Here is a 25,469-nt window from a genome sequence, read left to right on the forward strand (position 1 = left end):
TCAGCTCGGGGCGACCGCCGGGAATCGCCGCGTCAGGGCGGTGACCGCGCGGCGGATCCGGGCGTCGGTGGTGCTGGTCTCGCCGGTGAGTGCGACGTGGTGCAGCACGCTGACCGCGGTCAGCGCCAGCGCCTCGGTGTCAACGTCGCTCGGCACCCGGCCGAGCCGCTGCTCGGCGGCGAGGTAGTCGGCGACTGTGTGTTCGATCGCGGCCAGCCCAGCGGTGCCCTCGCCGAGCACAGTGTGGACGGAGGTGGCGAGCTCGGGTCGGCAGGCCAGCAGCCGGGTCAGGGCGGTCAGGGTGTCCGGTGGCGTGGCGAGCAGCGCCTCGGTCAGGTTCTCGGTTACCGTGCCGGTGCCGGCCCGGCCCGGTAATCCGGCCACCTCGCCGGCGAGCTGAAAGGCCCGGTCTACCGCGTAGTCGGCCAGGAAGACCTCGAAGTTTGCGAAGTGCGCGTAGAGCAGTCCGGTGGCGACGCCGGCGGCGCGGGTTACCGCCCGGCTGGTGAGCCGGCCCGGCCCGCCGTCGGCGATCACCCGTTCCAGGGCGGCGAAGAGTTGCTGCCGGGGTTCCGGGGTGGCGACTCCGCGTGGCATGCCCGAAGTCTAGGCGGTGCTGCCGCCGGCTTGCATCATAATGAGCGATCGCTCATACTAGTTTGAGCAGACGTTCATTCTAGTCGGGAGAGTGGGTCATGAAGCGGGCGATCATCGTGGGCGGTGGCATCGCCGGGCTGGCCACCGCGCTGCGGCTCGCGCGGGACGGGTGGCGCCCGCTGGTGGTGGAACGGGCGTCCGCGCGACGCAGCGGCGGCTACCTGGTGAATCTGCTCGGGCCGGGCTACGACGCTGCCGAACGCCTCGGCCTGGTCCCCGGCCTGATCCGCCACGATGTGGGGCTGTTCACCACCGTGCTGGTCCGCGCCGACGGCCGGGCCAAACTCACCGTGCCGGCGGCCATCGCCGAGGCGACCCTCGGCCCCCGAGCCATGTCGGTGTTCCGCGGCGACCTCGAGTCCACACTCTACGAAGCCGTCCGCGACCATGCCGACATCCGCTTCGGCGCCACCGTCACCACCATCGAGCAGGATCCCGACCAAGTACGGGTAATGCTCAGCGACGGCACCACCGAGCACGCTGACCTACTGGTCGGCGCCGACGGGGCGCGCTCGGCCACCCGTACCGCGGTGTTCGGACCCGGTCACCAGGTCGACCTGCCTTACGTCGTGGCCGCCTTCCCGCTCGCCCACCCGGGCGTGCCGGCGTCGTCCGGGACCACGTACATCGGGCCGGGGCGCACCGCAGCCATCCTCAACCTGGGCCCGGACCGCTCGGCAGCGTTCTTCACCTACCGGTGCGCCGACCCGGCCGCCGAGCTGCGGCGCGGCCCGGTGGCCGCGCTCCAAGCGGCGTACGGGGATCTGGGCGGCGGCGTGCCCGCGGCGATCCACCAGCTTGGGCAGGACCCGGCCGGCGCCTACTTCGACACCGTCAGCCAGGTGGTCATGCCGCGCTGGCACAACGGGCGGATTGTGCTGCTCGGCGACGCCGCCTGGTGTGTCACGCTCTTCGCCGGGCACGGCGCCGCCCTCGCGCTCGCCGGCGCGGATCAACTCGGCAGCGCGCTGCAACAGCACGACGGCGACGTCCCGGCGGCGCTGACCGAGTGGGAGACCGGACTGCGCCCGGAGGCCACCAAGCGGCAGGCGGTTGCCCGCCGCGGCATGCTGCAGTACGCGCCACCCAGCAGTTTTCACGTCTGGCTTGGTGACCTCGCGGTCCGGGCGATCACCCTCCCGGGGGTCCGGGGCCTGGTCCGGCGCAGCATCGAACGCGCGAACCGGTGAGGCTGCGTCAGACCCGGTCGAGTCGGGCCAGCCAATGCTCGTCGATCCGGGCCTGGATCGCGCGTACCGCCCGGAACGACTCGCGTAGGTGGCGGCGGGTGAGCGTGTCCAGATCCCGCGGGGCGACGAAGGTGGTCGGGAGGTCGCCCCCGCGCAGCGCCCGCACCTCATGGTCCAACACCAGCGCGTAGATGTCCTCGAACGCGCCGGTCAACGTCTGCGCCTCGTCCGCCGTGAGTAGACCGTGGTCGGCGCCGCGGCGCAACCGCTCCGGGGTGTTGCCGCTGACCTCCCCGCCGACGATCGCCAGCCATCGGGCCAGTGCGACGATCGGCGCCAGCCCGCCCTTCTTCAGATCGAGCTGGCCACGGTGCTCCCCACTGGATTCGACGACGAAGTCGCGGACGAATCCGGTGGGCGGCCGGAAGCCGAGCGCCTCGTCGAGCAGCGCCCGCAGCACCCGGGTGTGCCGGTTCGGCGGCCAAAGCGAGGCGGTGAGACTACGACCCAGCATCGGTTGGGTCAGCGGCCGGCTGTCGGCGATCACCGCCGACATGAGCAGGCCCTGCCCCGCCGCCGGGTCGCGCTGCCAGTCGCGGCTGGCGGTGCGCCACGCCGAGGCCGCCCGGCTGAAGACCGGGTTGTCGGCGTTGGTGCCGCTCGGGCAGGGCACGAACCCGCAGTGACGCAGGTCGTCGAGCACCCGGCCGGCCGCCGCCCGGATCTCCGCCGGGTCAGGTGGCCGATCTTTCGGGCCGTCCGGATCGGCCCACACCAGCGCGGTGTCGAGGTCTGAGCGGGGCAGCGGCTCCCGGCGGGCGAGCGAGCCGAGCACCACCCAGGAGACTCGCTCCGCCGCCAGCGCGGGCTCCGACCGCAGCCGCAGCACCCGCCGGACGGCGGCGTCCACCATCGCCGCGTGCAGCGCCCCGATATGTAGCGGGGAGACCCGGTCGTCGTGCAACGCGACCAGGGTGGCCGGGAGCCGCCGGGCCGCGGCCGCCACTTCGTCGATCGTGTCGGCGGCGGCGATCGCCGACCGGATCAGCAACGGGTCTCGCACCTCGGGCTGGGCGAGGTCGACCGCCCGCACCACCCCGACCGGTTCGCCGGCCGGGCCGGTCACCACCAGGTGATGGACCGCGTGTTCGAGCATCCGCAGCAGCGCGGCGGACTGCGTGGCCTCCGCTTCGATGGTCAGCACCGGGAAGGCTGCCAGCGCCGCGATCGGCTGATCGAGCCCCACCTCACCGGTGGCGACCCGGTGCCGGAAGTCGTGATCGGTGACGATGCCGAGCACCCCGTCGGCGCGTACCAGGGCGCACGAGAGGTCGGCGGCGCTGATCTGCCGGGCGACATCGCGGATCCGGTCCGTTGCCCGGCACCACACGATCGGGCGGACGAGCTGGGCGAGCCGGCGGGTCCCGAGGGTGTCCTGCGCTGCCAAGCCCACGCTCCTTCCGGTTGGTCGGCTTCGTGGTCGCCTAGGAACTCTGCCGGGGCGCGCATCCGCCACGCGTCGGTGACCAGTTCGGTCAGCCGGGCCACGCTCACCCGGTCCAGCCACACCATCACCAGCGGGGACCCTTCATACGCGGGGGTGGTGAAGAAGAGCTGCGGCTCGCCGAGGAGCAACGCCTGCTTCTCCGCCTCGTCGCCGACGTACAACACCGCAATGTCGGTGCGGATCCGGCGCGGGCCACCCGGGCGCCGCTCCGGATAGGACCAGACGAACCCCTTGTCGCCCACCCGGAAGTCGAAACCGTCGCTGTCGATCTCGACGACGTGCGGGAGTCCAACCGCCAGCCGGCGGACATCGTCGGCGTCAGCCATCGAGGTCGCTTCCCGCCATCTCCATGTGTCCAGGCTAACCGTTACGGCCCCCACTGGTCAGTTGACCACCCGTGGGTAGCCTGCAACGGTGCCCCAGCCGCAAGCCCCCACCACCGCCGCACCGAGTCGAGGCGGCCGCGGCGCGGTCCCCAGCCTCGCGGCGCTGGTGGTGGTCATGGGTATCGGACCATTCGCGACCGATACCTACATCGCGGCGCTGCCGCAGCTGCAGCAGTCGCTGTCGACGACCGCGACCGTCGCCCAGCTGACGCTCAGCGCGTTCATCGTCGGGCTCGCCGCCGGGCAGCTGCTGCTGGGTCCGGTCAGCGACGCCCGGGGCCGGCGGGGGATCCTCATCGCCGCCGCGGCCACGTTCGTCGTCACCTCGGTGTGCTGCGCGCTGGCGCCCAACGGTGTGGTGCTGGTGCTCCTCCGGCTGGTGCAGGGCTTCGCCGCCGGGGGTGGGGTCGCGATGGGGCGAGCGGTGGTGACCGACAGTTACCGGGGCGCCGAGGCGGCGGCCAAGTTCGGCACCATCGCCTCATTTACCTTCCTAGGGCCGGTCGTGGCACCGGTCGTTGGCGGGCTGATTCTGATCCCGGGCACCTGGCGCACGGTCTTCTGGGCGATCACCGCGCTGGGGGTGGTGATGCTGCTCGCCGTCCTCACGGGGATTCCCGAGACGCTGCCGGCCCAGCGGCGGGAACCCGGCGGGCTCCGGCCCACCTGGGGGCGGATGGCCGACCTGCTCCGGGACGCCCCATTTCGGCGACACGTGGCGGTGTTGTGCCTGGCGGTGGCGGGATTCTTCACCTACATCGGAGGTTCGTCCTTCGTCCTACAGACCGTGTTCGGGATGACCCCGACCGGGTACGCAGCGATGTTCGCGACGAACGCCGCCGCGCTGGCCGCGGCGGCGCTCTGCTTCCGGTCACTGGTGACCCGGTTCGGTGCCGGGCGGCTGCGGGCGATCGGAGTGGCGGTCTCCACGCTCGCCGCCGTGGGGCTGTGCGGGACCGCGCTCGTCGGCTCGTACCTCCCCGTGCCGCTGGCGGTGGTGTGGGTGCTGCTGTCGGTAGCAGTGGCGGGCATGGGCTTCACCCTGCCCGCCACCACCGCGCTGGCGCAGGAGGCGGGGCGGCGCGCCGCCGGCACCGCCTCGGCCCTCCAAGGTGGGCTGAGCTTTCTCGCCGGGGCCCTGGTCACACCCGTGACCGGGCTGCTGGGCTACCACTCGCTGGTGCCGATGGCCGCCCTGATGGCGTTCTTTCATCTGGCGGCGCTGGTGGTCCTGGTGGCGACCCGCCGGCATGGTCGGCTGGCCAGCCGCTAGCGCAGTAGCCCGCCATCGGGCTCACGCGCCATCGGGTTCACGCGCCATCGGGCCACGCGCACTGGGGCTCAGGAGTCGGCGATGGTCGCGAGTAGCCGCGCGAGCTCGGCCGGCCTGCTGAACATCGGCCAATGCCCCGAGTCTATGTCCATATAGTCTAGTTGTTTCACCTTCGCGAGCTCGGGCACCTCGCCGGCGTCGATCCACTCCCGCGCCTGCGCCGGAGTGAACTCGGGGCAGACCAGCACTACCGGAGTGAGGAACCGTCGCTTATCGGTCAGCCGCACCACACCCCGTACCACCGCCTCAGGAACCGGGATCGCCGCCGCCGCGATGGTCTGCCTCGCGGTCTCGTCGAGGTCGACGGAGTCGGGGCCGGCGAACGGCTCCCAGCCCGGAAAGGGCATCACGCCCTCGACCGTCGGGAAGTACTCGGCGTAGGTTTCGCCGTCCGGGGCCGGGATGCCGCCGATCAGCACCACTTTGGCGACCCGCGCCGGGCGGGCGTCGGCCGCCAACCACGCCAGCGTGCAGGCGGCGGAGTGGCCGACCACCAGCGGCTCGCCGGCGCAGGCGTCCACCGCCGCCAGCACCGCAGCGACTTGGTCGTCGAGGGTCGCGGCGGGGTTCCCGTCACCCTGCCCCGGCAGCGTGACCGGCACCGGCCGGTGCCCGTGGCCGGTGAGCGCCGGCACGACCTCGTCCCAGGCGGAGCCGTCGAGCCACAGACCTCCGATGAGGATGATGTCCACTCTCAATCTCCCTTCGCCAGCTCGGTAAGGTCTCGCTCCGCGTACAGCCGGTGTTCCCACTCTTCATTGAGGACGATCTGCAGGCAGTCCCGCAGCGGGAAACTCTCCACCCGGGGCCAGCCTGGTTCGGTGCGGCTGACGGTCTCGGCGAGCTGTTCGTCAGTGAGCGCCGTCAGGACATCGCGGACCATCGCCTGTCGTTCCCGTCGTACCACGAGCACCTCGTCAAGCGACGGTTCAGCGTCGCGGTCCCACGGGATGCCGTCCCACCCCGGCGCCTCGTCCCAGGGCAGATCCCATTGATTCCAGGGTGCAGGGTCACCCCGGACCATCCGGCCCACCCACGCGGCGCTGGCGAAGTTGAGATGCCGCAGCGTCTGGATGAACGACCATTCGTCGTCGATGCCGCGATGGAGCGCGGCTTCGGGGAAGGTCCGGGCCCGGGCGAGGGTCTCCTGCCACCGCCGCTCCAGGATCGCCCACGCCTGCCGAAACCCGTCCGCGTCGGTGGGGCGCATCTTCGCCCGCTCCGGGGTCCGACGGTTCAGCTCAGCCTCGACCAGTGGCGCGATGTCGACGCCGTTCACGACGACGTTCTGCAGCGCGCCGCTGATCTCAACGTTGATCATCTCGACGCCCCGCAGGCGGCAATCCTGGAACAGTGCGGCGCGCAGCTCGGAGCCGGTGAAGTCGACCGAGCGCATGGTGGCGCGGTTGAGCCGGACCTTGGTGAAGGCGGAACCCTCGAAATCGACGTGCTCGAAGCGTGCGTCGGTGAAGCCCCGCTCGCGAAACTCGGTCATGGGCTTACCCTAGGGCCGGTTCCGGACGATCTACTTCCGGTTTTGTTCGCGGCCTCTTACGCTTGCTCGCGTGCCCTCCGACATCAGCCCCACCGCAAGAGCACTGCGGGCCGTCGAGATCCTGCAGGCCCGCCCGGGCGTCACCGCTGCCGAACTTGGCCAACGGCTCGGGGTCACCGAGCGGGCCGCCCGCCGGTACGTCGGAATCCTCCGCGAGGCGGGCATCCCGGTCGAGTCGGCGCGCGGTCTCCACGGCGGCTACCGGATCCGCCGCGGGAAGCGGCTACCGCCGGTCGTCTTCACCGAGCCCGAGGCCCTGAGTATGGTGATGGCGGTCCTCGATGGTCACCCGGCCGCCACCGACCCCGCCGACCTTGTCGGTGGCGCCCTGACCAAGGTTATTCAGGCGCTGCCCGAGCAGGTCGGCCAGCAGGCCGCGGCGCTGCGGGATCACGCGGCGGCCGCGCCGGACCGTTATCCGGCACGTCCCGACCCCGGTGTCACCAGCACGCTCGTCACGGCCGTCGCGGAGCGGCGGCGGCTACGGGTGACGTATCGCGGTGATCGCGGTCAGTGGGAGGAGGAGCTGGACCCGTGGGCGGTCGTGGTCCGGTACGGGCGCTGGTATCTGCTGTGCCACAGTCATCGCGTCGATGCCATCCGTACCTACCGCATCGACCGGGTAGGCGCAGTGGCGCAGACCGGAGCCGAGTCCACCGCCCCCGACGGGCTCGACCCGGTGGCGGTGCTGGAGCAAAATCTGGGCGCCGGCTGGACCTTCCCCACCCGGGTGGTCTTCGCGGCTCCGCAGGCCGAGGTGGCACCGTGGATCCGGCCGGTCATGGGCCGGTTGACGCCGACGGAGAGCGGCTGTGTCCTGGTCGGTAGCACCAACAATCCCACCGCGTACGCGCAGGAGTGGCTGGCCAGGATCCCGTTCGACTTTCAGGTGGCGGGCGGTCCGGAGCTTCGCGACGCGATGGCGACCCTCGCCGCCCGGCTCGCCGCCGCGCTGCAGCCCTGCCCGGCTACATGATCAACTACCCGGAAACTGTACGACACACCGTGCGTCGTACAGCCCGAGGGAACTTGATCTTCCGGGCTCGGACGGAGTCCAGTGAGTCGTCACCCGCAACCGGGTTTGCGCTTCCGTAGTCCTGCCGAGGGCGATGTGTTGCGCGGCCCAGGGGGGTGGTCAACCATAGGGCGATGACCGACGCCACCCCCGGGCGGTTCTCCGCCCACTACGAGTATGAGCAGACCCGGGAGATGCCGCTGGACAGCTTCGCGTACCTGCGGGATTCGCTCGCCACCGATCCGCTTGCGATCGCTGCCCTTGCGCGGCCAGAAATCCCCGAACCGCCGCGGGCCGGTGAGGGTGGCCGCGACTGCCGGAGCTGTACCGCCGACGACCGCGACTATCTGTGGACCGATCAGCACTGGCGGATCCACACGATAGCGGAGCCGCTGGGACTATTCTTCGTGATGGTCAACCCGCGGGAGCACTACGAAGAGCTGCCAGATCTGCCACCGGCGCGCGCCGCCGAGCTGGGGCCGTTGTTGCAGCGGATGGAGTCCGCCCTGCGGGCGCTCGGCGATGTCGGCCAGGTCCACACGCACAAGTGGGGCGATGGTGGGGCGCACCTGCACCTCTGGCAGATCGTCCGGCCGTTGGGGATGCTGCAGGCCCGCGGCGTCGGGCTCACGGTCTGGCTCAAGGCGCTACCACCGTTGCCGACTGAGGTGTGGGAGGCGGCTGGCCGTGACTTCGCCCGCCAGATGGCGCTCGGCGGCGGCACGGCACACCGTTGAGGGCGCGGCGGGTAGGTATGCGGCACTAGGCCCGGTGAGTATCGCGGCCGATGCGGCGCCGGCCGGCAGCGGCTGAGATTGCGACATGACCGACGCGTACCTGACCGGTGCCGGTTCCTTCCTGCCGGGTGAGCCGCTGGACAACGATGAGATCGTGCGGCGGCTGGGGGCGCCGGCGAGCGGCGCGGCGGCCGCGGTGCGGGACCGGGTACTCGCGATGAACGGGATCCGGACCCGCCACTACGCACTCGACGCGCGGGGCACACCGTACCTGCTCAATGAGCAGTTGGCGGCCGAGGCCGTGCAACGTGCGATTAAGGAACGGGGCCTCGACGTCGAGCAGATCGGCATGCTCGCCGCCGCGACCACCCAGGGGGACCTGCTCGTGCCGGGGTTCGGGTCGATGGTGCACGGCCGGCTCGGTGGCGGGCCGTTGGAGGTGCTCTCCGCCGGTGGGGTATGTGCGTCGAGCGTGGCGGCGCTCGCCGGGGCGGTTCGAGGGGTTCGCCTCGGCGAGCACCCGGCGGCGGTAGCGGTCGGCTCGGAGCTGCCGAGCCGGTCGCTGCGCCAGCCCAGGTACGGGGACCGGCCGAGCTTCGATGTGGAGTTTCTGCGGTGGACGCTGTCCGACGGCGCCGGGGCGGTGGTGGTGGAGCCGGAGCCGCGCCCGGACGGCTTGTCGCTGCGGGTGGACTGGACCCACCTGGTCTCCTACGCCCACCAGCATCCGGCCTGCATGGTGGCCGGAGCGTCCGCCGGCGGCCGGCTGGATGCGGGGCAGACCTGGTTGGATCAGCCAACTCTCGCCGATGCCGCGAGCGCTGGGCAGGTCCGGCTGCACCAGGATGTGCGGGCGTTGCCCGGGCTGTTCCAGGTGGGGTTGCACGAGTTCATGAGTCTGGTCCGGTCCGGCCGGTTGTCGCCCGCCGCAGTAGACCATGTGCTGTGCCACTACAGCGCCGAGCACTTCCGGTCGGACATCTTCAGGTTGCTGCGCGAGGCGGACCTGATGATCGATGAGCAGAGATGGTTCTCCAACTTGGCCACGCGGGGCAACACCGGCGCCGCGAGCATCTTCGTGGCGCTCGCCGAGTGTTGGCAGACCGGCCGGTTCAAGCCAGGAGACCGGGTGTTGCTGATCGTCCCCGAGTCGGGGCGCTTCTCCTTCGGCTTCGTGCATCTGACCTGTGTCGCCGGCGCCGACCCGGGGCAGCCGGCCCGGAGCGCCGCCCCGGCTGCGCCAATGGTTGAGCCGGTCGGGTCGCCGCTCGGCGAACCGTTGCCCGACGACAGCAGCGTCGTCCGGTGGACAGTGCTGGAGCTCGCGCAGGTGTGGTCCGACTTCGAGCGACGGCTGGCGGAGGTGCCGCTGGTACGCCGGATCGAGGCTGGAACGGCCACCGTGGCCGACTATCGCCGGCTGCTGCGCCAGCTCCGGCAGCAGGTGGTCGAAGGCGGGCGGTGGCTGGCGCGGGCCGGGTCGAACTTCTCGGTCGAGCTGTTCGAACTGCGCAGCGCGGCGATCCAGCACGCGGTCGAGGAGCACCGTGACTTCCGGATGCTGGAAGAAGACTACGTCTCGGTCGGCGGGGAGTTGGCCGACATCCAGTCCGCCGAGAAGAACGTCGGCTCGGAAGCGTTGTCGGCGTTCATGTTCCAGCAGGCGAGCCAGCCCGACCCGGTGGATCTGCTGGGCGCGATGTTCGTGATCGAGGGGTTGGGTGCGGCGAAGGCGACCCGGTGGGCGCAGCGGTTGCGGCACCAGCTGGGGCTTGCGGAGCAACAGGTGCGGTTCCTGAGCTACCACGGCGACAACGACGACGACCACTTTGAACACCTGCGGGAGGTGCTGCGTTCGGGCGTGGTCGACCAACCGGCGGCGCGCCGGATCGTTCGCACCGCCCGGGTGGTCGCCCGGCTCTACGCCTGGCAGCTCGCGGAGGTCGACGATGAGTGAACCGTCGGTGTGGGGCAGCATTCTGGCCGATCCGACGCTGCCGTTCGACCGGCCCACTCTGCGGCAGGTGGTGGCCGATCAGCGGCGATGGTCACGGCGGTGGCTCTACCCGCTGGCCCGGGTGGTGTCGCGGATCGGGGTGGTGCTGATCCTGGTAATGAAACGCCTGATGCCGTTCGCGCCCCGACTACGTGCCCATGCGGCGATGGACCGGATGTGTGTCTGGTTCGTGCGCCGCTGTGTGGCGCCGGAGTCCGCCGGGCTGCTGCTGCGGCACTTCGTCATCGAGACGAACCTGCTCAACTTCGTCGTGCGTAACGCCGGCCTGCCGGGGATGCCGGAGGTGACGTTGCTGCCGACCGCGCTGCGGCAGCTCGGGGACCGGGCGGTGATCGAACACGACCTGAATGTGTACGAAGTGCTGGCGGCGTTGGGTTCCGGGGTGCGGGATCGGCCGTTGTGGGCGCGCGCCGCGAGCGAGCTGGACTATTCGATGCTGACGGTGCCGCAGCTGGATCTGGAGCCGGCGACCCGGCGGTGGCTACGGTTGGACATCCAGACCGCACTGTGTCTGATGAATATCCCGTTCGCGCTGTGCCTGACCCCGCGTGAGTACCGGCGGGCGGTGCACTCGCTGCGGCTGGACGAGTCACTCCTGGCGATCTTGGCCACCCTCACCGGGGACGCCACGTTCCGTAGCTGGCGTCCCGCGGGCACGTTGGTTCGGGTCGACAGCGCCGTCGACGTGCCGCGGGCGGTCTACGAGCACGCGGTGATCTGCGAACAGGCCCACGCACACCTACTGACCTGTCAGTCACTCGCCGCGCCGATCATGGACTTGGGTACATGGTCGGGGCGAAAATCCGTCCCAAACCCCATGATCGACTAGTCTTCGGCGAGGCGGCGGAGGGCGGCGAGGCGCCGATCCCAGCCGTCCGCAACCGCCTGCAGCTGGGCCGCGGCATCGTTCAGAGTCGCACCGAGGGCGCGATAGCGAACCTCCCGACCGTCGCGCTCGCGCTCCACGAGACCGGCCTCCCGAAGCACGTCGAGGTGTCGAGCGATCGCCTGCCGGGTCACCGGCAGGCGTGCGGCCAGCGCCGAGGCCGACGCCGGCTCGACCGCGAGTCGGCGCAGGATCTCCCACCGGGTGTCGTCGCCGAGCGCCGAGCAGATCTCGACGATTGAGGCGGGCGGGGTGCTCACCGCGGCGCCCGAGTCAGGTGACGGGCTGCCGCCGCCAGCTCCTCCTGCCACCCGGTGGTGTTCTCCTCAAGCAGCTGCCGCCGCTGCCGCGCGCTCTCGGCCAGCGAGGCGAAGCCGCTCTCGACCACCCGCAGGGTCACGCTGGCGGAGTCGACCGGCGCCAAGAAGAACTCCACCAGAGTGGAGGTCGCGGTGGTGAGCGGGCCGACCCGGCTCGCCGGGGTCGGCCCGCAGTGCCACCGAAACGCGGCGTACGCGGGGGGTCGGGCGTCGATCGTAGCCACCGCGAAGGTGCCGTGGACCGGGTCGTGCACCAGTGTCCGACCGGGGCCGTCGGCCTCGAACCGGTGGGGCACGACCTCGCCGTCGTTGATCCACCAGCCTGGCTGGCTGACCAGCTCCCAGACCCGCCACTGCGGCGCGTCAATGACGATCTCGCGTTCCACGCGGTCGGGATGGGGTTCAAGTGACATGCAACAACCCTATTGCAGATTCCGGCAAGGTGCAATACGTTGGTTGCACATCCGGGCAAATGAAAGAGATATGAGATGACAAAGCCTAAATTTCAGGGTGGCGCCAACATTGCGATGAAGGTCCCGGCGGCGAAGTTCGCGGAGACGGTCGCGTTCTACCGTGACGTGCTCGGGTTCGACGTGATCGAGGAGCCGGCAGCCGCCGTCGACATGGTCAGCCACGCGGTGCGGATGGCGTTCGGTGACTGCACCCTTTGGCTCGATCGGGTGGAGAACTATGCGAAGGCGGATGTCTGGCTTGAGCTGCGGACCGACGACCTGGGTGCGGCGGTCCAGCATCTCGCCGACCACGGCACCGTTACGCAGGACGAGTTGGAGCGGTTGCCGGAGGGTTCACGGGCCCACTGGGTCTGCAACCCGGTGGCTGTCCCGCACCTCCTCCACGCCACCCCCGCCAGTTGATCATGGCCTAGGGCCATGATGACAGCCCCAAGGGGCAGCTAGGTCCATGATCAACCGCTGGGTGGGGCGAGGAATCGGCGGGCGGTGTCCAACAAGATGTCTCGCTCCTGCTCGGCGTCGAACTGGTCGCCTTCTGCGACCTGGGAGGCGAATCCATCGACGAGGGCGATGAGCCAACGGGTTGTCCGGGTCGCGTCGAGGTCGGTGCGGATGGCACCTTGTTGCTGCGCCTGTGTCACCCAGGCGGTGAGGGCCGTCTCCGTGGTGGTCCGCGTGGCCGCCAACGCTACCGCCACTCGCTCGTCGTGTGCCACGGCGCCGACCGCTCGTACGAAGCCCGCCGCCCGCGGGTCCCGGAGGTTCGCTGCCTCGTGGTCCAGGTAGGCGAGCAGGGCCGCTACCGGTTCGCGGGAGACCAGCCCGGCGAGGATTTCGCTGGTCTCCCGCGCGCCTAGGGTCAGGATGCCGAGGAGGACGTCGATCTTTGTTGGGAAATAGTGGAAGAAGGTGCCCGAGCCGACGCCAGCGGTGCGGCAGATGCTCGCGGTCGTGGTCCGGTCGAATCCGTCGGCCGCGAACCTGGTGAACGCGGCGTCGATGATCCGCAGTCGCTGTTCCTGCTGTCGCTGCTTGTTGACTGGTCGCGCCACCAGCCCATCCTAGGTTATTGGAGCAGTCGCTCTAATAACTGATAAGCTGCCGCGATGACCGCCCCGCCGGAACCGTTGCGCGATCGTTGGTTGCCGATCCTCGCCCTGCTCGTGAGCGCCCCGATCTGCGCAGAGTTCCTGCAGGCATACCTGCCCTCCACCGGTGACCTGGGGTTTATGGTGGTGGCGCTGCTGATCTTCGCGCCGCTCTACGGCGGGGCGGCGCTGCTGATCCGGGAAGTCGCGGTGCGCCGAGGGCTCGGCTGGGCCGGGCTGCTCCTGCTCGCCGCCGGTTTCGGGATCGCCATGCCCGGGCTGGTCGATCTCGCACTCTTCGCCGAGGATCGGCCGGACATCGGCTACTGGCGCGAGATGCGGCAGGCGACCCTGATCGAGCCGTTGGGCATGAGCGCGCACCCGACGACTTCCTGGGTTGCCGGACATGTGTTGATGAGTGTGGCGGCGCCGGTCGCCTTGGTCAGTGCGCTCGCACCGCAACACCGGGGCAAGCCTCTGCTCGGTCGAGTGGGCATCACGGTCACGGTGGGGTGCTTTCTGGTCGCGGCGCTGCTCATCCGCGATGACGCCATCTCCATGTACGACTATCAGCCCTCGCTCGCCCAGTCCGCTGCGGTCGGGGGAGCGGTCGCGGTGCTGTCGATGCTCGCCTTCACCCGGCTCGGAAAGCCCGTGTCACCGGGGTCCCGGGCACCGATCCGCATGCCATGGCTGGTGCTCGCCGCGGCGGTCAGCATGTTCACCTTCGACGTGTTGCCGTGGACCTGGCTGGGGGTGGCGTTGGCGGTGCTGCTTCTGGCTGGAGCGGCGTCGGCGGTCCGATATCTGGCCGCCACCAGCTCGTGGTCGGTCCTGGAGATCGGTGCGCTCGCCGCCGGGGCGGTGATCGGCAGGACGCTGATCGGGTTTCTCGCGCCGGTCGCCGAGGGCGTCTCGGTGGCAGCCAAGCTCACCCAGAACGTGATCCTGCTCAGCGCCGCCGTCGTCGTGGCCTGGCTGGTCACTCGACGTGGCCGCCGCGAGGGCGTCGCCGCGCGAGGTCGATGACCGGCAGACCGGCCGGCAGGTACGGGCGCAGTTGCGGTGAGTTGCTATAAAGTGCCTAGTCGAATTCCTGGGGAGGACTAGTGCACTCCGATGTTGCCTCGGTAACCGATGACCGACCACTGCGTTGGCCGCTCGTCGTCGCCGCAGCCGCGGTCAGTCTGGAGCTTGTCGGCCTGGCCGGCGTCGTCCTCGGGGGCTGGCTAGGTTGGGAATGGGACGAGCCACTGTGGCGACTCGGCGGCGGCACCAGGGCCTTCACTCTGGGGGCGCTGGTGGTGACCGGGCTGCTGCTCGCAGCCGGGTGGCGCGCGCGGGACGGCGTCGCCAAATCGCAGTTTCACCTGCTGGCCGCGGTGGCTGCGACCGCCGCGCTGATCGGTGCCGGTCTGATCCAGAGTGATATCGCCCCGCCGGCTCGCGGGTTGGGCGGGTCGGTTTTCACGGTCGCCGCGGCCCTGTTGATCGCCGGAGGGGCGCTCGGCTTCGTCGGATATGCGGTGTGGGACCGCGCGCCGCTGGCGGCGCACGAGGAGCGGCTGCCGGCGGCGAGGCAGCGGCGGTTGTCCAGGGTCGGGCGGGGCGCTGGGGCGGTAGCCGCGGTTGCCGCGCTGACCGGCTCGATGCTTCTGGCACCACACTTTTACAGCACCGTGGACAGCCGTACCGCGCCCGACCGGGCCGTCGAGGGTGGCCCACCGTCGTTGCAGTCCGATCCACAGTGGCATGCTGAACTACCCGGCCGACTGGTCTTTTTGGGCTTCAGCGGTGCGGCGACCGCTGGCGGCCTGCTCGTGCCGGAGGCGTCCGGGGTGCGGATGCTGGAGCCGGCGACGGGCCAGGTTCGGTGGCACTGGCGAGACTCGTCCTACAGCCTCCGTCAGAGCGCGACGAGCGACGAGGGGCGGATCGTGGTGCTCGCGCTGTCGTTCCGCAGCGAGTTCGGGGAGCCGCCGACCGAGCGGGATCGGGTGGTGGCGTTGGACGCGACCACCGGCCAGTTGCGTTGGGACCGTTACGACAACCGGTTGGTCGAACAGTTCGACAACGTGGCGGCGGTCGCCAACCAGCCACTCTTGCTGACGCCGTTGGATCCCGAGCCGCTTAGTCCAAGTGCTGGCCTGTTTCCGTCGTCGGTCCTTGATCCGGTAGGAATCCAAGCTATCGGTAGTGACGACGGCCAGCCCCGATGGCGCTTCGAGGAGACTCCCGGGTGCGGGCTTTCAAACGCTTATGTCGGTGACACCGGGGTGGTGGTGATGTTCGAGGTGTGCGAGCGGCGGGCGCGCGGCGAGGAGGCGTCCTGCGCGCTGACGGCGCTGGACGTGACCGACGGGCGGCGGCTCTGGACCTGGCCGACCGCGGAGCGGATCGATCCGGAGCGGGAGTACGCGCACCGTTGCGATGTGACCGTGGCGGGCGGCCACGTGTTCCTCTCCTACTCGATCGGGCGCGGTGATCGATTCCCGGAGCCCGGCCCGATGTTGGCCCTCGATGCCGGCGATGGTCGGGAACGGTGGACGGTGCCGGTCGACGCGCCGGACCGTCGCGGTCTTGACTCGCCGGTGGTCGCCGGTGGTCAGCTCGTGGGACGCTCCGGCGCCGTCGACTCAGACGAGCCAGTGCTCGTCATCCGGTCACTGGTCGATGGCCAGATCCGTACCGAGGTGCCGTTGCCGCATGATCGGACGATCGGGTTGCGGCAGGCCGGCGACGACCGGGTGTGGGTGGTCGGCCACCATGAGGAGTCTTACCAGATAGTCGTCTCGGAGGTCGACACGGTGACCGGCGAACTGTTGGCGGTCACCGAGGTGCCAGAGGTCGCGGAGGAGTACCGGTACGCCGGGGCCACCCTGGTCGTCGGCCCCGGGACGTTGGTGATCGCGCTGCAACGCCAACCCGCCGGGGAGCGTACGACAGAGACCGACCTGGTGCTCTACGGGCTGGGCTGAGCGCGAGCCGGGTTGGGTTGGCCGCGGGCTTCGCTAGGCGGTCTGCTGGGTGGCGTCGCGGACCTCCCCGACCAGCTCCTCCAACACATCTTCGAGGGCCGCGATGCCGATCGGCTGACCGGTGCCGTCGAGGATGAGGGCGAGGTGGGCGCCGGCGGTCTGCATGGTGGCCAGCGCCGACCGGAGGGTGTCGCCGGCGCGGACGATCGCGAAGGGCCGGATGAGGCTCGGGTCGATCGGCCGGCCGACCGCGTGTGGATCCTGCGTCAGCACATCCTTCACGTGCAGGTAACCGACCATCTCACCGGCTGGGTCGGTGACCGGGAAGCGCGAGTACCCGGTGCGGACGCAGGCGTCCTGCACCTGTGCCGGGGTGGTGTCGACCGGGAGTGTCACCAGCGAGTGGGCGGGCAGCAGGACCGTGCCGACGGTCTGTTCGTTCAACGTCAGCGCGTTGGTGAGCAGTGTGTGCTCTTCGTCGTCGAGCAGCCCTTCGCGCCGCGACTGGGTGATCAGCTCGGCGACCTGGTCGACCGTGTACGCCGATGCCAGCTCCTCGCGCGGCGCCACCCGGCACAGCCGCAGCACCGCGTTGGCGAGGGCGTTGAGGGTGACGATCAGCGGCCGCAGCATGGCGGTGATCCCAGCCAGCGGTGGCCCTAGCCAGAGCGCGGCGCGTTCCGGGCCGGCGATGGCGATGTTTTTTGGCACCATCTCCCCGAGCACCATGTGCAGGCACACCACGACCGTCAGCGCGATCGCGAACGCGATCGGGTGCAGCAGCTGCGGCGGCACTCCGAGCGCGGCGAGCCAGGGTTCGATCACGTGCGCCACCGCCGGCTCCCCGATCGCGCCTAGCCCCAGCGAGCAGGCGGTGATGCCCAGCTGTGCGCAGGCCATCATCAGCGACACCCGTTCCATCGCCCGCAGGGTGATCCGGGCCCGGCGGGAGGTGGCGGCGAGCGGTTCGATCTGGGAGCGGCGGGCGGAGATGAGGGCGAACTCGGCGCCGACGAAGAAGGCGTTGCCTGCCAACAGGGCGATGGCGATCAGGATCGCGGTGGTGTCGCTCATTGCTGCCCGCCCGGTTCCGGGTCGCCCGGTAGCGTCTGCAGGCGTACCCGGTCGATCCGTAGCCCGTCCATCCGCTCCACGACCAGCTCGACTGGTTGTTGCCCGACCGTCTCGGTGACCCGGTCGCCGACGGTGGGCATCCGGCCGAGATGGTGCAGCACCAGGCCGGCGAGGGTGTCGTAGTGCTCGTCTTCGGCGAACGGCAGCCCGGTCAGGGCGGCGGCTTCGTCGAGTCGCAGCAGCCCGGAGAGCGACCAGCCACCGTCGCCGCGGCGACGGGCGTGTGCGCCGGGCCGGTCGTGCTCGTCGGCGATGTCGCCGACCAGCTCCTCCACCAGGTCTTCGAGGGTCACCACGCCGTCGGTGCCGCCGAACTCGTCGATCACCACCGCCATCTGCAGTCCGTGTTGGCGCAGCTGGGTGAGGAGCGGGTCCAGTTCCAGGCTGGCCGGCACCCGCAGCGGGGCCACCATGACTTGCCGTAGCGGGGTGGTGGCGCGCGCTGGCAGAGGGACCGCGAGCGCGTGTTTGACGTGGACGAAGCCCACCACGTCGTCGACGTCACCCTGGTCGATGACGGGGAAGCGGGAGTGGCCGGTGGCTTCGGCGGCGTCGAGGATCCGGCGTACCGGTTGGTCGGCGGGGAGGAAATGCACCCGACGGCGGGGAGTCATCACGTCCTGGGCGGTGCGGTCGCCGAAGGCGAGGGTACGGGTCAGTAGCTGGGCGGTGGGGCGGGGCAGGGTGCCCTGCTGGGCGGAGCGGCGCACCAGCGAGGCCAGCTCCCGTGCGGAGCGGGCCGACTGTAGCTCTTCTTGTGGCTCGATCCCCATCAGCCGCAGCAGCCGGTTCGCGGCGCCGTTCAGCACCGTGATCAGCGGTCGGGCCGCAGCGGTGAAACCGCGCTGAAGCGGGGTGACGGCCCGCGCGGTCGGCATCGGCCGGGCAATCGCAAGGTTCTTCGGCACCAGCTCACCGAAGATCATCTGGAAGATGGTGGCGATCGCCAGCGCCAGGATCACCGACACTGCGGTCATCGCACCGGGCGGTAGCCCGGCCAACCCCAACGGGCCGGTCAGCAGCGCCGCCAGTGACGGTTCGGCGATGAAGCCGATCAGCAGGCTGGTGACGGTGATGCCCAGTTGGGCGCCGGAGAGCTGGGTCGAGAGCGACCGCCGGGCGCGTAACACCCCGGCCGCGCCGCGGACCTTGCCGCGCACCGCCCGCTCAACGGCGGCGTGATCGACGGCGACCAGGCTGAACTCGGCCGCCACGAATACCGCGTTGGCGGCCACGAGCACCAGCGCGAAGCTGAGGAGAAGCCACTCGGTCATCGCGGGCACTCCGCTGGAGCGAACGGTTGCGGACCGGGTGGCCCAGATCTATGAGACGGATCGTCGTCGGTTTCCACAGTGCCACCAGTGTAGGACGCGTGCCGCGGCTGCGCCCCTGCCCGGGTGCCGCACCAACCGGAGCCGCTCGGCGCGGGGTACGTCAGCTGCGCGCGGCGTCGCCTAGGCCGGCGGATGGTCGCTGTTGGTAGGCGGCGAGGCTGTCCGGCGGCCAGGGCCACTCGGCCAGCCGGGCCCGCAGCTGCGACTCGGAGAGGAAGGCATGCCAAGCGATCTCGTCGGTGGGCGGATCGACCTCGCCGGCGAACCGCAGCTCGTAGACCGCGCTCCAGGTGCGGTAGTCGGCGCCGTCGTGGCGGAACCGGAACTGGTACATCGGCGCGGGCAGTTCGACGCCCAACTCCTCGCTGGCCTCGCGCCACGCCGCCGCGTCATAGGTCTCCCCGGCGCCGACCACGCCGCCGACGAACATGTCGTAGTAGGACGGGTAGACCAGTTTGTCGGCGGCGCGCTGGTGCACGAAAATCCGCTCCCCCGCGTCCCGGACCAGGATGAACACCGTGCGGTGGCGCAGCCGCCGGGTGTAGACGTCACCGCGGGCGGCCTGGCCGATGACTTGGTCGTCGTCGTCCACGACATCGAGCAGCTCGGCGCGGGAGGAGGCGGGCGGCACGGCACTGACGTTACCCGTCGATTCGCGGGGCGGGCACGGGGTTGAAGTGGTCCACTAGACCTAGGGCGAGCGGGGGACAACCGGCATCGGGGGGACGATGAACAGGTCGAACAGCCAGCCGCGGCTGCATCAGCAGGGGCAGGAGATCCAGAAGTTCGGGACGGTGCGGCAGTTGCCGCTGAGCCTGTCCCACGATGCCCGGATGTACTCGTCGGAGCGGCTCAACCGGGTGCTGGCCGATTCGCAGATCCTGTACGCGCTCTACAAGAAGCACCACTGGCTGATGCGGGGGCCGACCTTCTACCAGCTGCACCTGTTGCTCGACAAGCACGCCGAGGAGCAGGAGGCGCTGGTCGACAAGCTCGCCGAGCGGGTGCAGACGCTGGGCGGGGTGGCGGTCGGGGACCCTCGGCACGTCGCGGAGATCACCTCGGTGCCCCGCCCGCCGAACGGGGTGGAGGAGGTCCCGGTGATGCTCTCCCGGCTGCTGGAGGCGCACGAGATCATCCTGGCCGACACCCGGGATGCCGCCGCCCGGGTCGCCGAGCAGGGCGACGACGGCAGCAACGATCTGCTGGTCAGCGACGTCATCCGGACCAACGAGCTGCAGACCTGGTTCATCGCCGAGCATCTGGTGGAGACCCCGTTGGTGGCGGCGTAGCGGCCCCGTCGCCCACCACGGCGCGGACTATCTGCAGCGCCTCGTCGGCGCCGATCCCCAGCCCGCGCACCGTGTCGGCGTACCGGAGCGCCGCTTGGCGGGCCTGCTCGCGGCTGTGGTCACCGGCGGCGGCGACGAAGGTGCCGTTGCGGCCGCGGGTCTGCACCAGCCCTGCCTCCTCCAGCTCGCGGTAGGAGCGGGCCACGGTGTTGACGGCCAGGCCGAGGTCGGCGGCGAGCCGGCGGACGGTGGGCAGCCGGGTGCCCACCGCCAGGCTCCGATCGGCGATCTGCTGGGCGAGTTGGGACCGGAGCTGTTCGTACGGGGGAGTCGGGGAGGTGGTGTCGATGCTGACCGTCACCTGGTCACCGCCACGGTCGTAAAGGTCTCCGGGCTGGCGCCGTGCCGACGGTAGATCGCACTGGTGAACGCGAGTGTCCAACCGATGCCGCCGACCGCCACGTAACCGGCGTAGAGGGCGAGTAGGCCGTCGCCGGAGCCACTGTGCAGCGCCGCGATGACCGCCATGATCACCAGGGACGGGGTGATGGCCCGGTGCGCGTCGTCGCGTCGTAGCGTGTCGTCGTCGGCGATCTGCGCTGGCTGCTCGGCGATCGCCGGGCGGCGGGACACGTGGCGCAGGGTCATGGCCGCGAGCGCGGCGAAGACCACGAGCGCGCCGGCGAAGACCCCGGCGACGGCTCGGTCGGCCGGGTCGGTGGCGAGCGTGAGCGCCCCGGCCGCGGTGATCAGACCACCGCCGAAGACGGCGACGGCACCGATCAGGTAGAGCCGGCCGAGCAGCCCCGGCAGCGGCATCGCCGTAGGCCGGGCGACCCGCTGCCGGAGGCCGGCGCTGAGTCGCTGGTCGGCTCGCCGGATCGACCACAGCGTTGCCAGGCTGCCGAGTTGGAGTGCGAGGTAGAGCACGGCGATCGGCAAGACCGAGATGGTGGTCGGCGTTCCGGTCCCGAGCCCACCGGTCACCAGCGTCCAGCCGAGAAACAGCACGAGGGCGAGGCCGATCGCCGCGTACTCGAAGCGTTCGCCACGGCGCCGGGCGATCACCCGGGCCACAAGTAGGTCGCTCGGTGGTTGGTCGGCTGCGTTGTGGCGGGTGAGCCACCGTCGTAGGTATCGCTGGTCGCGAGGTGAGCGCGTCACCTTGGGTACGTCGTGGGACATGCCCGCTCCTTTGTCTCAAGCTTTGTGCTTGCCACACGATACAAAAGCTAAGACAAAATGCCAAGCCCGGGTGGCCGGTCCGAGCCGGCGGAGCCCCGGGATCACGCCGTACGCTCGGCGACCGCGGCGCCGGCCGGGTGGGCCGCCCGTGGAAGAATCTTCTCTATGCGACTTTCGGCCCGGGTCGACTATGCCCTGCGGGCGGTGGTGGAGCTGGCCGCCAGCGGCGGCGGGCTGGTCGCCGCCGAGCGGTTGGCCCGGGCGCAGGCGATCCCGCCGAAGTTTCTGGAGAGCATCCTGGTGCAGCTGCGACGCGGCGGCATCGTGGTCGCGCAGCGCGGATCGGACGGCGGGTACCAGCTGGCCAGACCGGCCCAGGAGGTGGCGCTGGCGGACATCATCCGGGTCATCGACGGCCCGCTGGCGCATGTGCGGGGGCAACGCCCCGAGGAGCTCGGTTACCACGGCGCCGCCCGAGCCCTACAGGATGTGTGGATCGCGCTGCGCGCCAGCGAGCGGCGGATCCTGGAGCTGGTGACGGTGGCCGACGTGGTCTCCGGTGAGCTACCCGACAGCGTCCGGGAGCTGGTGGCGGACCCCCGCTCCTGGGTCTGACGCCAGATAGCCCGTGGTGTTTATCGCCGGTGCCGGGCGGGCACAGCACAGTCATGGAGTTTCTGTTGTGGATTCTGGCGGTGATCCTCGTCATCGCGGGGATCGTGGCGCTGTTCCGGCGTCAGATCCTGTGGGGCGTGGTGCTCATCGTCGTCGGCCTCCTGGTGGGGCCGGGCGGAGTCAGTATCTTTACCTAACTACCGCCCCTCCCGGTCGCCGGGTCAGCGTCGACCCGGCGGCCGGGGAGGTGCTGGCCGGCCACGGGCCGGCTCAGCCAGGACCGGAACTCCCGAAGCTTCGCCGCTGGCGGCGGGCTAGCCGACGGCGATGACCAACTTGCCAAAGAACCGCTTCGCGGCGAAGTCCGCCTGCGCCCGGGCCAGCTCCGGCAACGGGTAGACCTCGGCGACCAGCGGCCGCAGCTGCCCGGTGCGGGCGTGCCGGCCGGCGGCGCGGATCAGCTCCACCAGCTCGGCGAACTCTTCGTGGGTGGCGAACGAGGACCCGACCAGGGTCAGCTGCTTCAGGTACACAGTGCGCAGATCGGTCTCGACCACTGGTCCGGCGATCCCGCCCGCGGTGACGTAGCGGCCGAACGGTCGCACCACATTCAGCAGGGCGCCGAAACCGGCGCCACCGACCACATCGGCCACCACATCGATCGGGCCGACCGCTGCGAGCGCGCCAGCGATGTCCATAGTGTCTCGCTCCACCGCCAGCGCCGCCCCGAGCTCCGTGGCGGCCTCGGCCTTACCCGGCCCGACCAGCGCGACCGGCCGGGCGCCCCGGACCGCCGCGAGCTGGATCAGCGCTGACCCGACACCGCCGGAGGCGCCGGTGATCAGGACGGTTTCGCCGTCGGTCACCTCGGCCCGGTTCAGCATCCGCAGCGCCGTCGCGTACGCGGTCGGGAAGGAGGCCAGCTCCGGGTCGGTGAGTGGACTGTCGATCGGGTGGACGTTGCCGGCCGGGACCGTGAGGTAGTCCGCGAACCCGCCGTCCCGCTCGCTGCCGAGGTAGTCGGTGTGGGCGAGGGCGGTCTCGTCGCCCTGGTAGAGCATCGGGTCGACCAGCACCCGGGAGCCGAGGGCCCCGGCGGTCTCGGTGGTCACCCCCGGGCCGAGCTGGTCGAGGTAGCCGACCACGTCGGCGCCCTGGATCCGGGGGAAGTGCAGTGGTTCACGCCGCCAGCCGGTGGTCGCCGCCGGGTCGTCGGGCGAGCCATATCGCCCTTCCCGGGTCCAGATGTCGGTGTTGTTGAGCGCCGTGGCGGCGACCCGGATCCGGACCTCGCCGGGGCCGGAGGTCGGGTCGGGCACATCCTCGCGGTAGTGGAGCATCTCGGGCCCACCGAATCCGGTGAGTAGTTGGGCGCGCATGGTGCCTCCTGCAGCTCTGCTTACTATACGGACCGGTCTAGTTAGTGTGGCGCGCTCGGGCAGGCAGTGTCAACCCACCGGTTGGTATAGTTGGGCGCCGGGCCTCCGGGAGGCTCCAGACTCCGGGAGGTGCACATGACCGGGCCACAGCTGACCAAGGGCGGCCAGCGGGTGCTCGCTGCCGCGAGCGATCTCTTCTACGCCAAGGGCATCCACGCGGTCGGGGTGGACACCATCGCCGCCACCGCCGGTGTCACCAAAAAAACCCTCTACGACCGCTTCGGTTCCAAGGACGAGCTGGTCGCGGCGTACCTGCGGGCCCGCGACGAGCGGTGGCGGCGGTGGCTCACCGACGCCACCGGGCACGGGCGACCCGCGGAGCGGCTGCTCGCCAGCTTCGACGCGCTGGACCAGTGGCTACGGGAGGAGAGCCCGCGCGGGTGCAGCTTCCTCAACGCGCTCGCCGAGCTACCCGACCCGGCCCACCCCGCCCGGGCGGTGATCACCGGCCAGAAGCGCTGGCTGCGGGATCATCTGCAACAGCTGGCGGCGCCGGCTTTCCCGCAGCCCCGGAGGCTTGCCGAGCGGCTGCTGCTGCTCCACGAGGGCGCGGTGGCCGGTTTCCAGACCGGCGCGGTGAGCGAGCCGGTCCAGCAGGCGAAGGCGGTTGCGGCCGAGTTGATCCAGCGGGAGGCGGAGCAGGTCGCCGCGGCGGAGACCTGACGAAAGTATGAGGTTACGGCCGACCCCACCGCTATGGCCGACCCATCAGCTGGCTGCCTGGTCGAGCAGCCGTCGGATCCGTTCGCTGATCTCGGTCGCCAGCTCTGACGGTAGTTGTGGAACCTCCGCGGCAGCGCGGGGGACGGCAGCGCTCAGCCGTTCCAGCACTTCCACAGTGGTGCGACGGGCCAGGTCCGCCGGTATCTGCCAGCCGGTGAACTCATCGAACAGGTGCTGGGCGGTAATACTCGATAGCATTGATTGCCCCGCCAACCACAGCCCAACCCGGCGCGAGGAGGCGAATCGGTAGGTCGGTGCAGCGTCGTAGATCGGCGCAAGTTCCACCCCGGATCCGACGTGCAAGAAGGCGTAGTTGCGGGCGTGTCCGTCAGTATCACCGACCGCGACCCGGAGCGTCGCAGCCTCCAAGAGCCGGGTCAGTTCCCGCGGCACATCATTGCCGTACGACCGCAAGATCTTCGCTAGCCGGGCGAGGCTCGGGCTGTTCGGATGCGGCGACTGATACTTGTAGTCGCCGGTCGGGTCGATGCCGAGGGCGGCACAGCCATCCTCTTGGTGTATCCGGGAAACCTCCCCGTCCGCGACCTGCCGATCGAATCGGGTGAGCACCAGCGCTTTCCGGCCGCCCGCCACTATCAACTCACCCTCAGCCGCCGGCATTCCGCTTAGAGCTGCCAACCGCAGAGTGAACAACTCGGCCGCGCAGAGCCCGGCGGCCCAGGTAGGTTCCGGCTTCAGGATGTGTGTGCTCGGCGCACCGTCGGCTGGCCGCGCCCATCGGCCGTCGCTGGTCCGCGCAAGGAGCAGCTTCGCCTGAAGACCGGCGAGTGAGACCCGTACCTCCTGATCAACGCCGAGCGGGTGCGCTGGGAGCGCAGCGACGGCCGCAGCCAGTCCTTCATCGTTCAACAGCCGCGCACCGGCCAGGCCAAGCTTCGGGTGGTGCCCCGGGCGGAGGAAGGCAATCGCGCCGGCGCAGTCGGCTCCGATCTCGCGGAGCAGGCCGAAGCTGTCCCCGCGCTGCACCCCGAACCATTGTTCGACAGTGGAGCGGGTCTCGCCCTCGGGCAACATACTGTCCACCCACCGCTCTACCGCCGCGCCCCGGTAACGCCCGGCGCGGACCGGCAGCGCGACCGACATGACGATCGAGTCGAGCGCGAAGGTGGCGATCGCTTCGTCGCGGTACTGAAGCTGCAGCTGACGCCGGCGGGTGCGGGTCAGCGTTGCGATGTGGCCCTGGCCAAGCCAGACCTCTAGCACGTCGTCGCTCACGGCCTATCAGCCGCCTCGACAGTCACTTGCGCCTCGCGCGGAACAACCACGAGGTCAGCGCCGAGCACGGACAACGCCTCGGTGAGCCGTTTCACCGCCCGCAAGTTCCCCGCCTCCAGCCGGACCACCGTCGTACGGTCGACTCCGAGCCATTGCGCCAGCTCCGCCTGGGTCATGCGGCGCTCGCGGCGCAGCGTGGCGATGTGCTGGCCGAGCCCTCTGGCGTCTCGCGCCCGTCGCCACGTCACCATCGAACCGCCCCTTGTTGCGTTAACGCATCATCCTTGCTCAACTCTCCTAATGTAGCGAAATCGCAACTTTGGCGCACCATTGATCCGATGTTGCGCTATCGCAACACGGCGCGGGCTC

28 protein-coding genes and 1 pseudogene are annotated in these 25,469 nt (G+C 70.4%); 13 read left to right on the forward strand and 16 right to left on the reverse strand.

What is annotated here, in order from left to right; translation table 11 throughout:
- Entirely contained in the window at positions 1 to 597 is a 597-nt protein-coding gene (locus tag JQS43_RS03195) for a TetR/AcrR family transcriptional regulator (protein ID WP_239677560.1), read from the reverse strand.
- Positions 598 to 695: 98 nt separating this feature from the next.
- Between JQS43_RS03195 and JQS43_RS03200 the strand changes: the two genes are divergently transcribed.
- Entirely contained in the window at positions 696 to 1,847 is a 1,152-nt protein-coding gene (locus JQS43_RS03200) for an FAD-dependent oxidoreductase (protein WP_239677561.1), read from the forward strand.
- A gap of 7 nt (positions 1,848 to 1,854) precedes the next feature.
- Here JQS43_RS03200 and JQS43_RS03205 read toward each other — a convergent pair whose 3' ends face one another.
- Together JQS43_RS03205 and JQS43_RS03210 are read right to left on the reverse strand one after the other, a co-directional pair.
- Positions 1,855 to 3,294, reverse strand: coding sequence for a putative nucleotidyltransferase substrate binding domain-containing protein (locus tag JQS43_RS03205; protein ID WP_239677562.1), 1,440 nt, complete (start codon positions 3,292 to 3,294; stop codon positions 1,855 to 1,857).
- A 44-nt stretch (positions 3,295 to 3,338) separates the two neighbouring features.
- Positions 3,339 to 3,680 (reverse strand): annotated as a pseudogene (locus JQS43_RS03210) (MmcQ/YjbR family DNA-binding protein); the annotation flags it as partial.
- Positions 3,681 to 3,768: 88 nt separating this feature from the next.
- Here JQS43_RS03210 and JQS43_RS03215 point away from each other — a divergent pair.
- The gene (locus JQS43_RS03215; protein ID WP_239677563.1) at positions 3,769 to 5,013 is read left to right on the forward strand and encodes a multidrug effflux MFS transporter; all 1,245 of its coding nucleotides are present in this window, start codon (positions 3,769 to 3,771) and stop codon (positions 5,011 to 5,013) included.
- A gap of 68 nt (positions 5,014 to 5,081) precedes the next feature.
- Here JQS43_RS03215 and JQS43_RS03220 read toward each other — a convergent pair whose 3' ends face one another.
- Both JQS43_RS03220 and JQS43_RS03225 read right to left on the reverse strand, forming a co-directional pair.
- On the reverse strand, positions 5,082 to 5,765 hold the full coding sequence (locus tag JQS43_RS03220; protein WP_239677564.1) for an alpha/beta fold hydrolase: 684 nt from the start codon (positions 5,763 to 5,765) through the stop codon (positions 5,082 to 5,084).
- Positions 5,766 to 5,767: 2 nt separating this feature from the next.
- On the reverse strand, positions 5,768 to 6,568 hold the full coding sequence (locus tag JQS43_RS03225) for a DinB family protein (protein ID WP_239677565.1): 801 nt from the start codon (positions 6,566 to 6,568) through the stop codon (positions 5,768 to 5,770).
- A 70-nt stretch (positions 6,569 to 6,638) separates the two neighbouring features.
- Here JQS43_RS03225 and JQS43_RS03230 point away from each other — a divergent pair, with 70 nt between their 5' ends.
- From JQS43_RS03230 to JQS43_RS03245, 4 genes are all read left to right on the forward strand, one after another.
- Positions 6,639 to 7,604 (forward strand): helix-turn-helix transcriptional regulator, encoded by a 966-nt coding sequence (locus JQS43_RS03230; protein WP_275581010.1) that lies wholly within the window; start codon positions 6,639 to 6,641, stop codon positions 7,602 to 7,604.
- A gap of 173 nt (positions 7,605 to 7,777) precedes the next feature.
- Positions 7,778 to 8,380: an HIT family protein gene (locus JQS43_RS03235; protein WP_239677566.1), complete on the forward strand. Its 603-nt coding sequence runs from the start codon at positions 7,778 to 7,780 to the stop codon at positions 8,378 to 8,380.
- A gap of 85 nt (positions 8,381 to 8,465) precedes the next feature.
- Entirely contained in the window at positions 8,466 to 10,337 is a 1,872-nt protein-coding gene (locus tag JQS43_RS03240) for a 3-oxoacyl-[acyl-carrier-protein] synthase III C-terminal domain-containing protein (protein ID WP_239677567.1), read from the forward strand.
- A complete protein-coding gene (locus tag JQS43_RS03245; RefSeq protein ID WP_239677568.1) occupies positions 10,330 to 11,226 on the forward strand; it encodes a DUF6999 family protein in 897 nt (298 codons plus the stop codon). The genes JQS43_RS03240 and JQS43_RS03245 overlap by 8 nt, the downstream gene beginning before the upstream one ends.
- Here JQS43_RS03245 and JQS43_RS03250 read toward each other — a convergent pair.
- Both JQS43_RS03250 and JQS43_RS03255 read right to left on the reverse strand, forming a co-directional pair.
- Entirely contained in the window at positions 11,223 to 11,543 is a 321-nt protein-coding gene (locus tag JQS43_RS03250) for an ArsR/SmtB family transcription factor (protein ID WP_239677569.1), read from the reverse strand. The two genes, JQS43_RS03245 and JQS43_RS03250, sit on opposite strands and share 4 nt — an antisense overlap.
- Positions 11,540 to 12,016, reverse strand: a complete 477-nt coding sequence (locus JQS43_RS03255; protein WP_239677570.1) for an SRPBCC family protein — start codon at positions 12,014 to 12,016, stop codon at positions 11,540 to 11,542. The genes JQS43_RS03250 and JQS43_RS03255 overlap by 4 nt, the downstream gene beginning before the upstream one ends.
- 75 nt (positions 12,017 to 12,091) lie before the next feature.
- On the opposite strand from JQS43_RS03255, the gene JQS43_RS03260 reads away from it, so the two are divergent.
- The gene (locus JQS43_RS03260) at positions 12,092 to 12,478 is read left to right on the forward strand and encodes a VOC family protein (RefSeq protein ID WP_239677571.1); all 387 of its coding nucleotides are present in this window, start codon (positions 12,092 to 12,094) and stop codon (positions 12,476 to 12,478) included.
- Between the two features lie 50 nt (positions 12,479 to 12,528).
- On the opposite strand, the gene JQS43_RS03265 is transcribed toward JQS43_RS03260, so the two are convergent.
- Complete coding sequence (locus JQS43_RS03265) at positions 12,529 to 13,128, reverse strand: TetR/AcrR family transcriptional regulator (RefSeq protein WP_239677572.1); 600 nt, start codon at positions 13,126 to 13,128, stop codon at positions 12,529 to 12,531.
- A 54-nt stretch (positions 13,129 to 13,182) separates the two neighbouring features.
- Between JQS43_RS03265 and JQS43_RS03270 the strand changes: the two genes are divergently transcribed.
- Both JQS43_RS03270 and JQS43_RS03275 read left to right on the forward strand, forming a co-directional pair.
- The gene (locus JQS43_RS03270; protein ID WP_239677573.1) at positions 13,183 to 14,193 is read left to right on the forward strand and encodes a hypothetical protein; all 1,011 of its coding nucleotides are present in this window, start codon (positions 13,183 to 13,185) and stop codon (positions 14,191 to 14,193) included.
- 80 nt (positions 14,194 to 14,273) lie between these two features.
- Positions 14,274 to 16,142, forward strand: a complete 1,869-nt coding sequence (locus JQS43_RS03275; protein ID WP_239677574.1) for an outer membrane protein assembly factor BamB family protein — start codon at positions 14,274 to 14,276, stop codon at positions 16,140 to 16,142.
- 33 nt (positions 16,143 to 16,175) lie between these two features.
- On the opposite strand, the gene JQS43_RS03280 is transcribed toward JQS43_RS03275, so the two are convergent.
- From JQS43_RS03280 to JQS43_RS03290, 3 genes are all read right to left on the reverse strand, one after another.
- Positions 16,176 to 17,216: a hemolysin family protein gene (locus JQS43_RS03280; RefSeq protein ID WP_239677575.1), complete on the reverse strand. Its 1,041-nt coding sequence runs from the start codon at positions 17,214 to 17,216 to the stop codon at positions 16,176 to 16,178.
- On the reverse strand, positions 17,213 to 18,550 hold the full coding sequence (locus tag JQS43_RS03285) for a hemolysin family protein (RefSeq protein WP_239677576.1): 1,338 nt from the start codon (positions 18,548 to 18,550) through the stop codon (positions 17,213 to 17,215). Before JQS43_RS03285 ends, JQS43_RS03280 begins: the two co-directional genes overlap by 4 nt.
- A 160-nt stretch (positions 18,551 to 18,710) precedes the next feature.
- Entirely contained in the window at positions 18,711 to 19,241 is a 531-nt protein-coding gene (locus JQS43_RS03290) for an NUDIX domain-containing protein (RefSeq protein ID WP_239677577.1), read from the reverse strand.
- 97 nt (positions 19,242 to 19,338) lie between these two features.
- Here JQS43_RS03290 and JQS43_RS03295 point away from each other — a divergent pair, with 97 nt between their 5' ends.
- Complete coding sequence (locus JQS43_RS03295) at positions 19,339 to 19,902, forward strand: Dps family protein (protein WP_239677578.1); 564 nt, start codon at positions 19,339 to 19,341, stop codon at positions 19,900 to 19,902.
- Here JQS43_RS03295 and JQS43_RS03300 read toward each other — a convergent pair.
- Positions 19,859 to 20,263: a GntR family transcriptional regulator gene (locus JQS43_RS03300; RefSeq protein ID WP_239677579.1), complete on the reverse strand. Its 405-nt coding sequence runs from the start codon at positions 20,261 to 20,263 to the stop codon at positions 19,859 to 19,861. The genes JQS43_RS03295 and JQS43_RS03300 overlap by 44 nt on opposite strands.
- Positions 20,260 to 21,087, reverse strand: coding sequence for a hypothetical protein (locus JQS43_RS03305; RefSeq protein ID WP_239677580.1), 828 nt, complete (start codon positions 21,085 to 21,087; stop codon positions 20,260 to 20,262). The genes JQS43_RS03300 and JQS43_RS03305 overlap by 4 nt, the downstream gene beginning before the upstream one ends.
- A gap of 165 nt (positions 21,088 to 21,252) precedes the next feature.
- On the opposite strand from JQS43_RS03305, the gene JQS43_RS03310 reads away from it, so the two are divergent.
- The gene (locus JQS43_RS03310) at positions 21,253 to 21,702 is read left to right on the forward strand and encodes an RrF2 family transcriptional regulator (protein WP_239677581.1); all 450 of its coding nucleotides are present in this window, start codon (positions 21,253 to 21,255) and stop codon (positions 21,700 to 21,702) included.
- A gap of 53 nt (positions 21,703 to 21,755) precedes the next feature.
- The gene (locus JQS43_RS03315; protein WP_239677582.1) at positions 21,756 to 21,899 is read left to right on the forward strand and encodes a GPGG-motif small membrane protein; all 144 of its coding nucleotides are present in this window, start codon (positions 21,756 to 21,758) and stop codon (positions 21,897 to 21,899) included.
- A 117-nt stretch (positions 21,900 to 22,016) separates the two neighbouring features.
- Here JQS43_RS03315 and JQS43_RS03320 read toward each other — a convergent pair whose 3' ends face one another.
- Complete coding sequence (locus tag JQS43_RS03320) at positions 22,017 to 23,081, reverse strand: zinc-binding dehydrogenase (protein WP_239677583.1); 1,065 nt, start codon at positions 23,079 to 23,081, stop codon at positions 22,017 to 22,019.
- Positions 23,082 to 23,216: 135 nt separating this feature from the next.
- Here JQS43_RS03320 and JQS43_RS03325 point away from each other — a divergent pair, with 135 nt between their 5' ends.
- Positions 23,217 to 23,804 (forward strand): TetR/AcrR family transcriptional regulator, encoded by a 588-nt coding sequence (locus tag JQS43_RS03325; RefSeq protein ID WP_239677584.1) that lies wholly within the window; start codon positions 23,217 to 23,219, stop codon positions 23,802 to 23,804.
- A 45-nt stretch (positions 23,805 to 23,849) separates the two neighbouring features.
- On the opposite strand, the gene JQS43_RS03330 is transcribed toward JQS43_RS03325, so the two are convergent.
- Positions 23,850 to 25,100 (reverse strand): HipA domain-containing protein, encoded by a 1,251-nt coding sequence (locus JQS43_RS03330; protein WP_239677585.1) that lies wholly within the window; start codon positions 25,098 to 25,100, stop codon positions 23,850 to 23,852.
- Positions 25,097 to 25,351 (reverse strand): helix-turn-helix transcriptional regulator, encoded by a 255-nt coding sequence (locus JQS43_RS03335; RefSeq protein ID WP_239677586.1) that lies wholly within the window; start codon positions 25,349 to 25,351, stop codon positions 25,097 to 25,099. The genes JQS43_RS03330 and JQS43_RS03335 overlap by 4 nt, the downstream gene beginning before the upstream one ends.
- Positions 25,352 to 25,469: the final 118 nt, after the last annotated feature.

The sequence above is a fragment of the Natronosporangium hydrolyticum genome, assembly GCF_016925615.1.
GTDB classification, from domain to species: Bacteria; Actinomycetota; Actinomycetes; order Mycobacteriales; family Micromonosporaceae; genus Natronosporangium; species Natronosporangium hydrolyticum.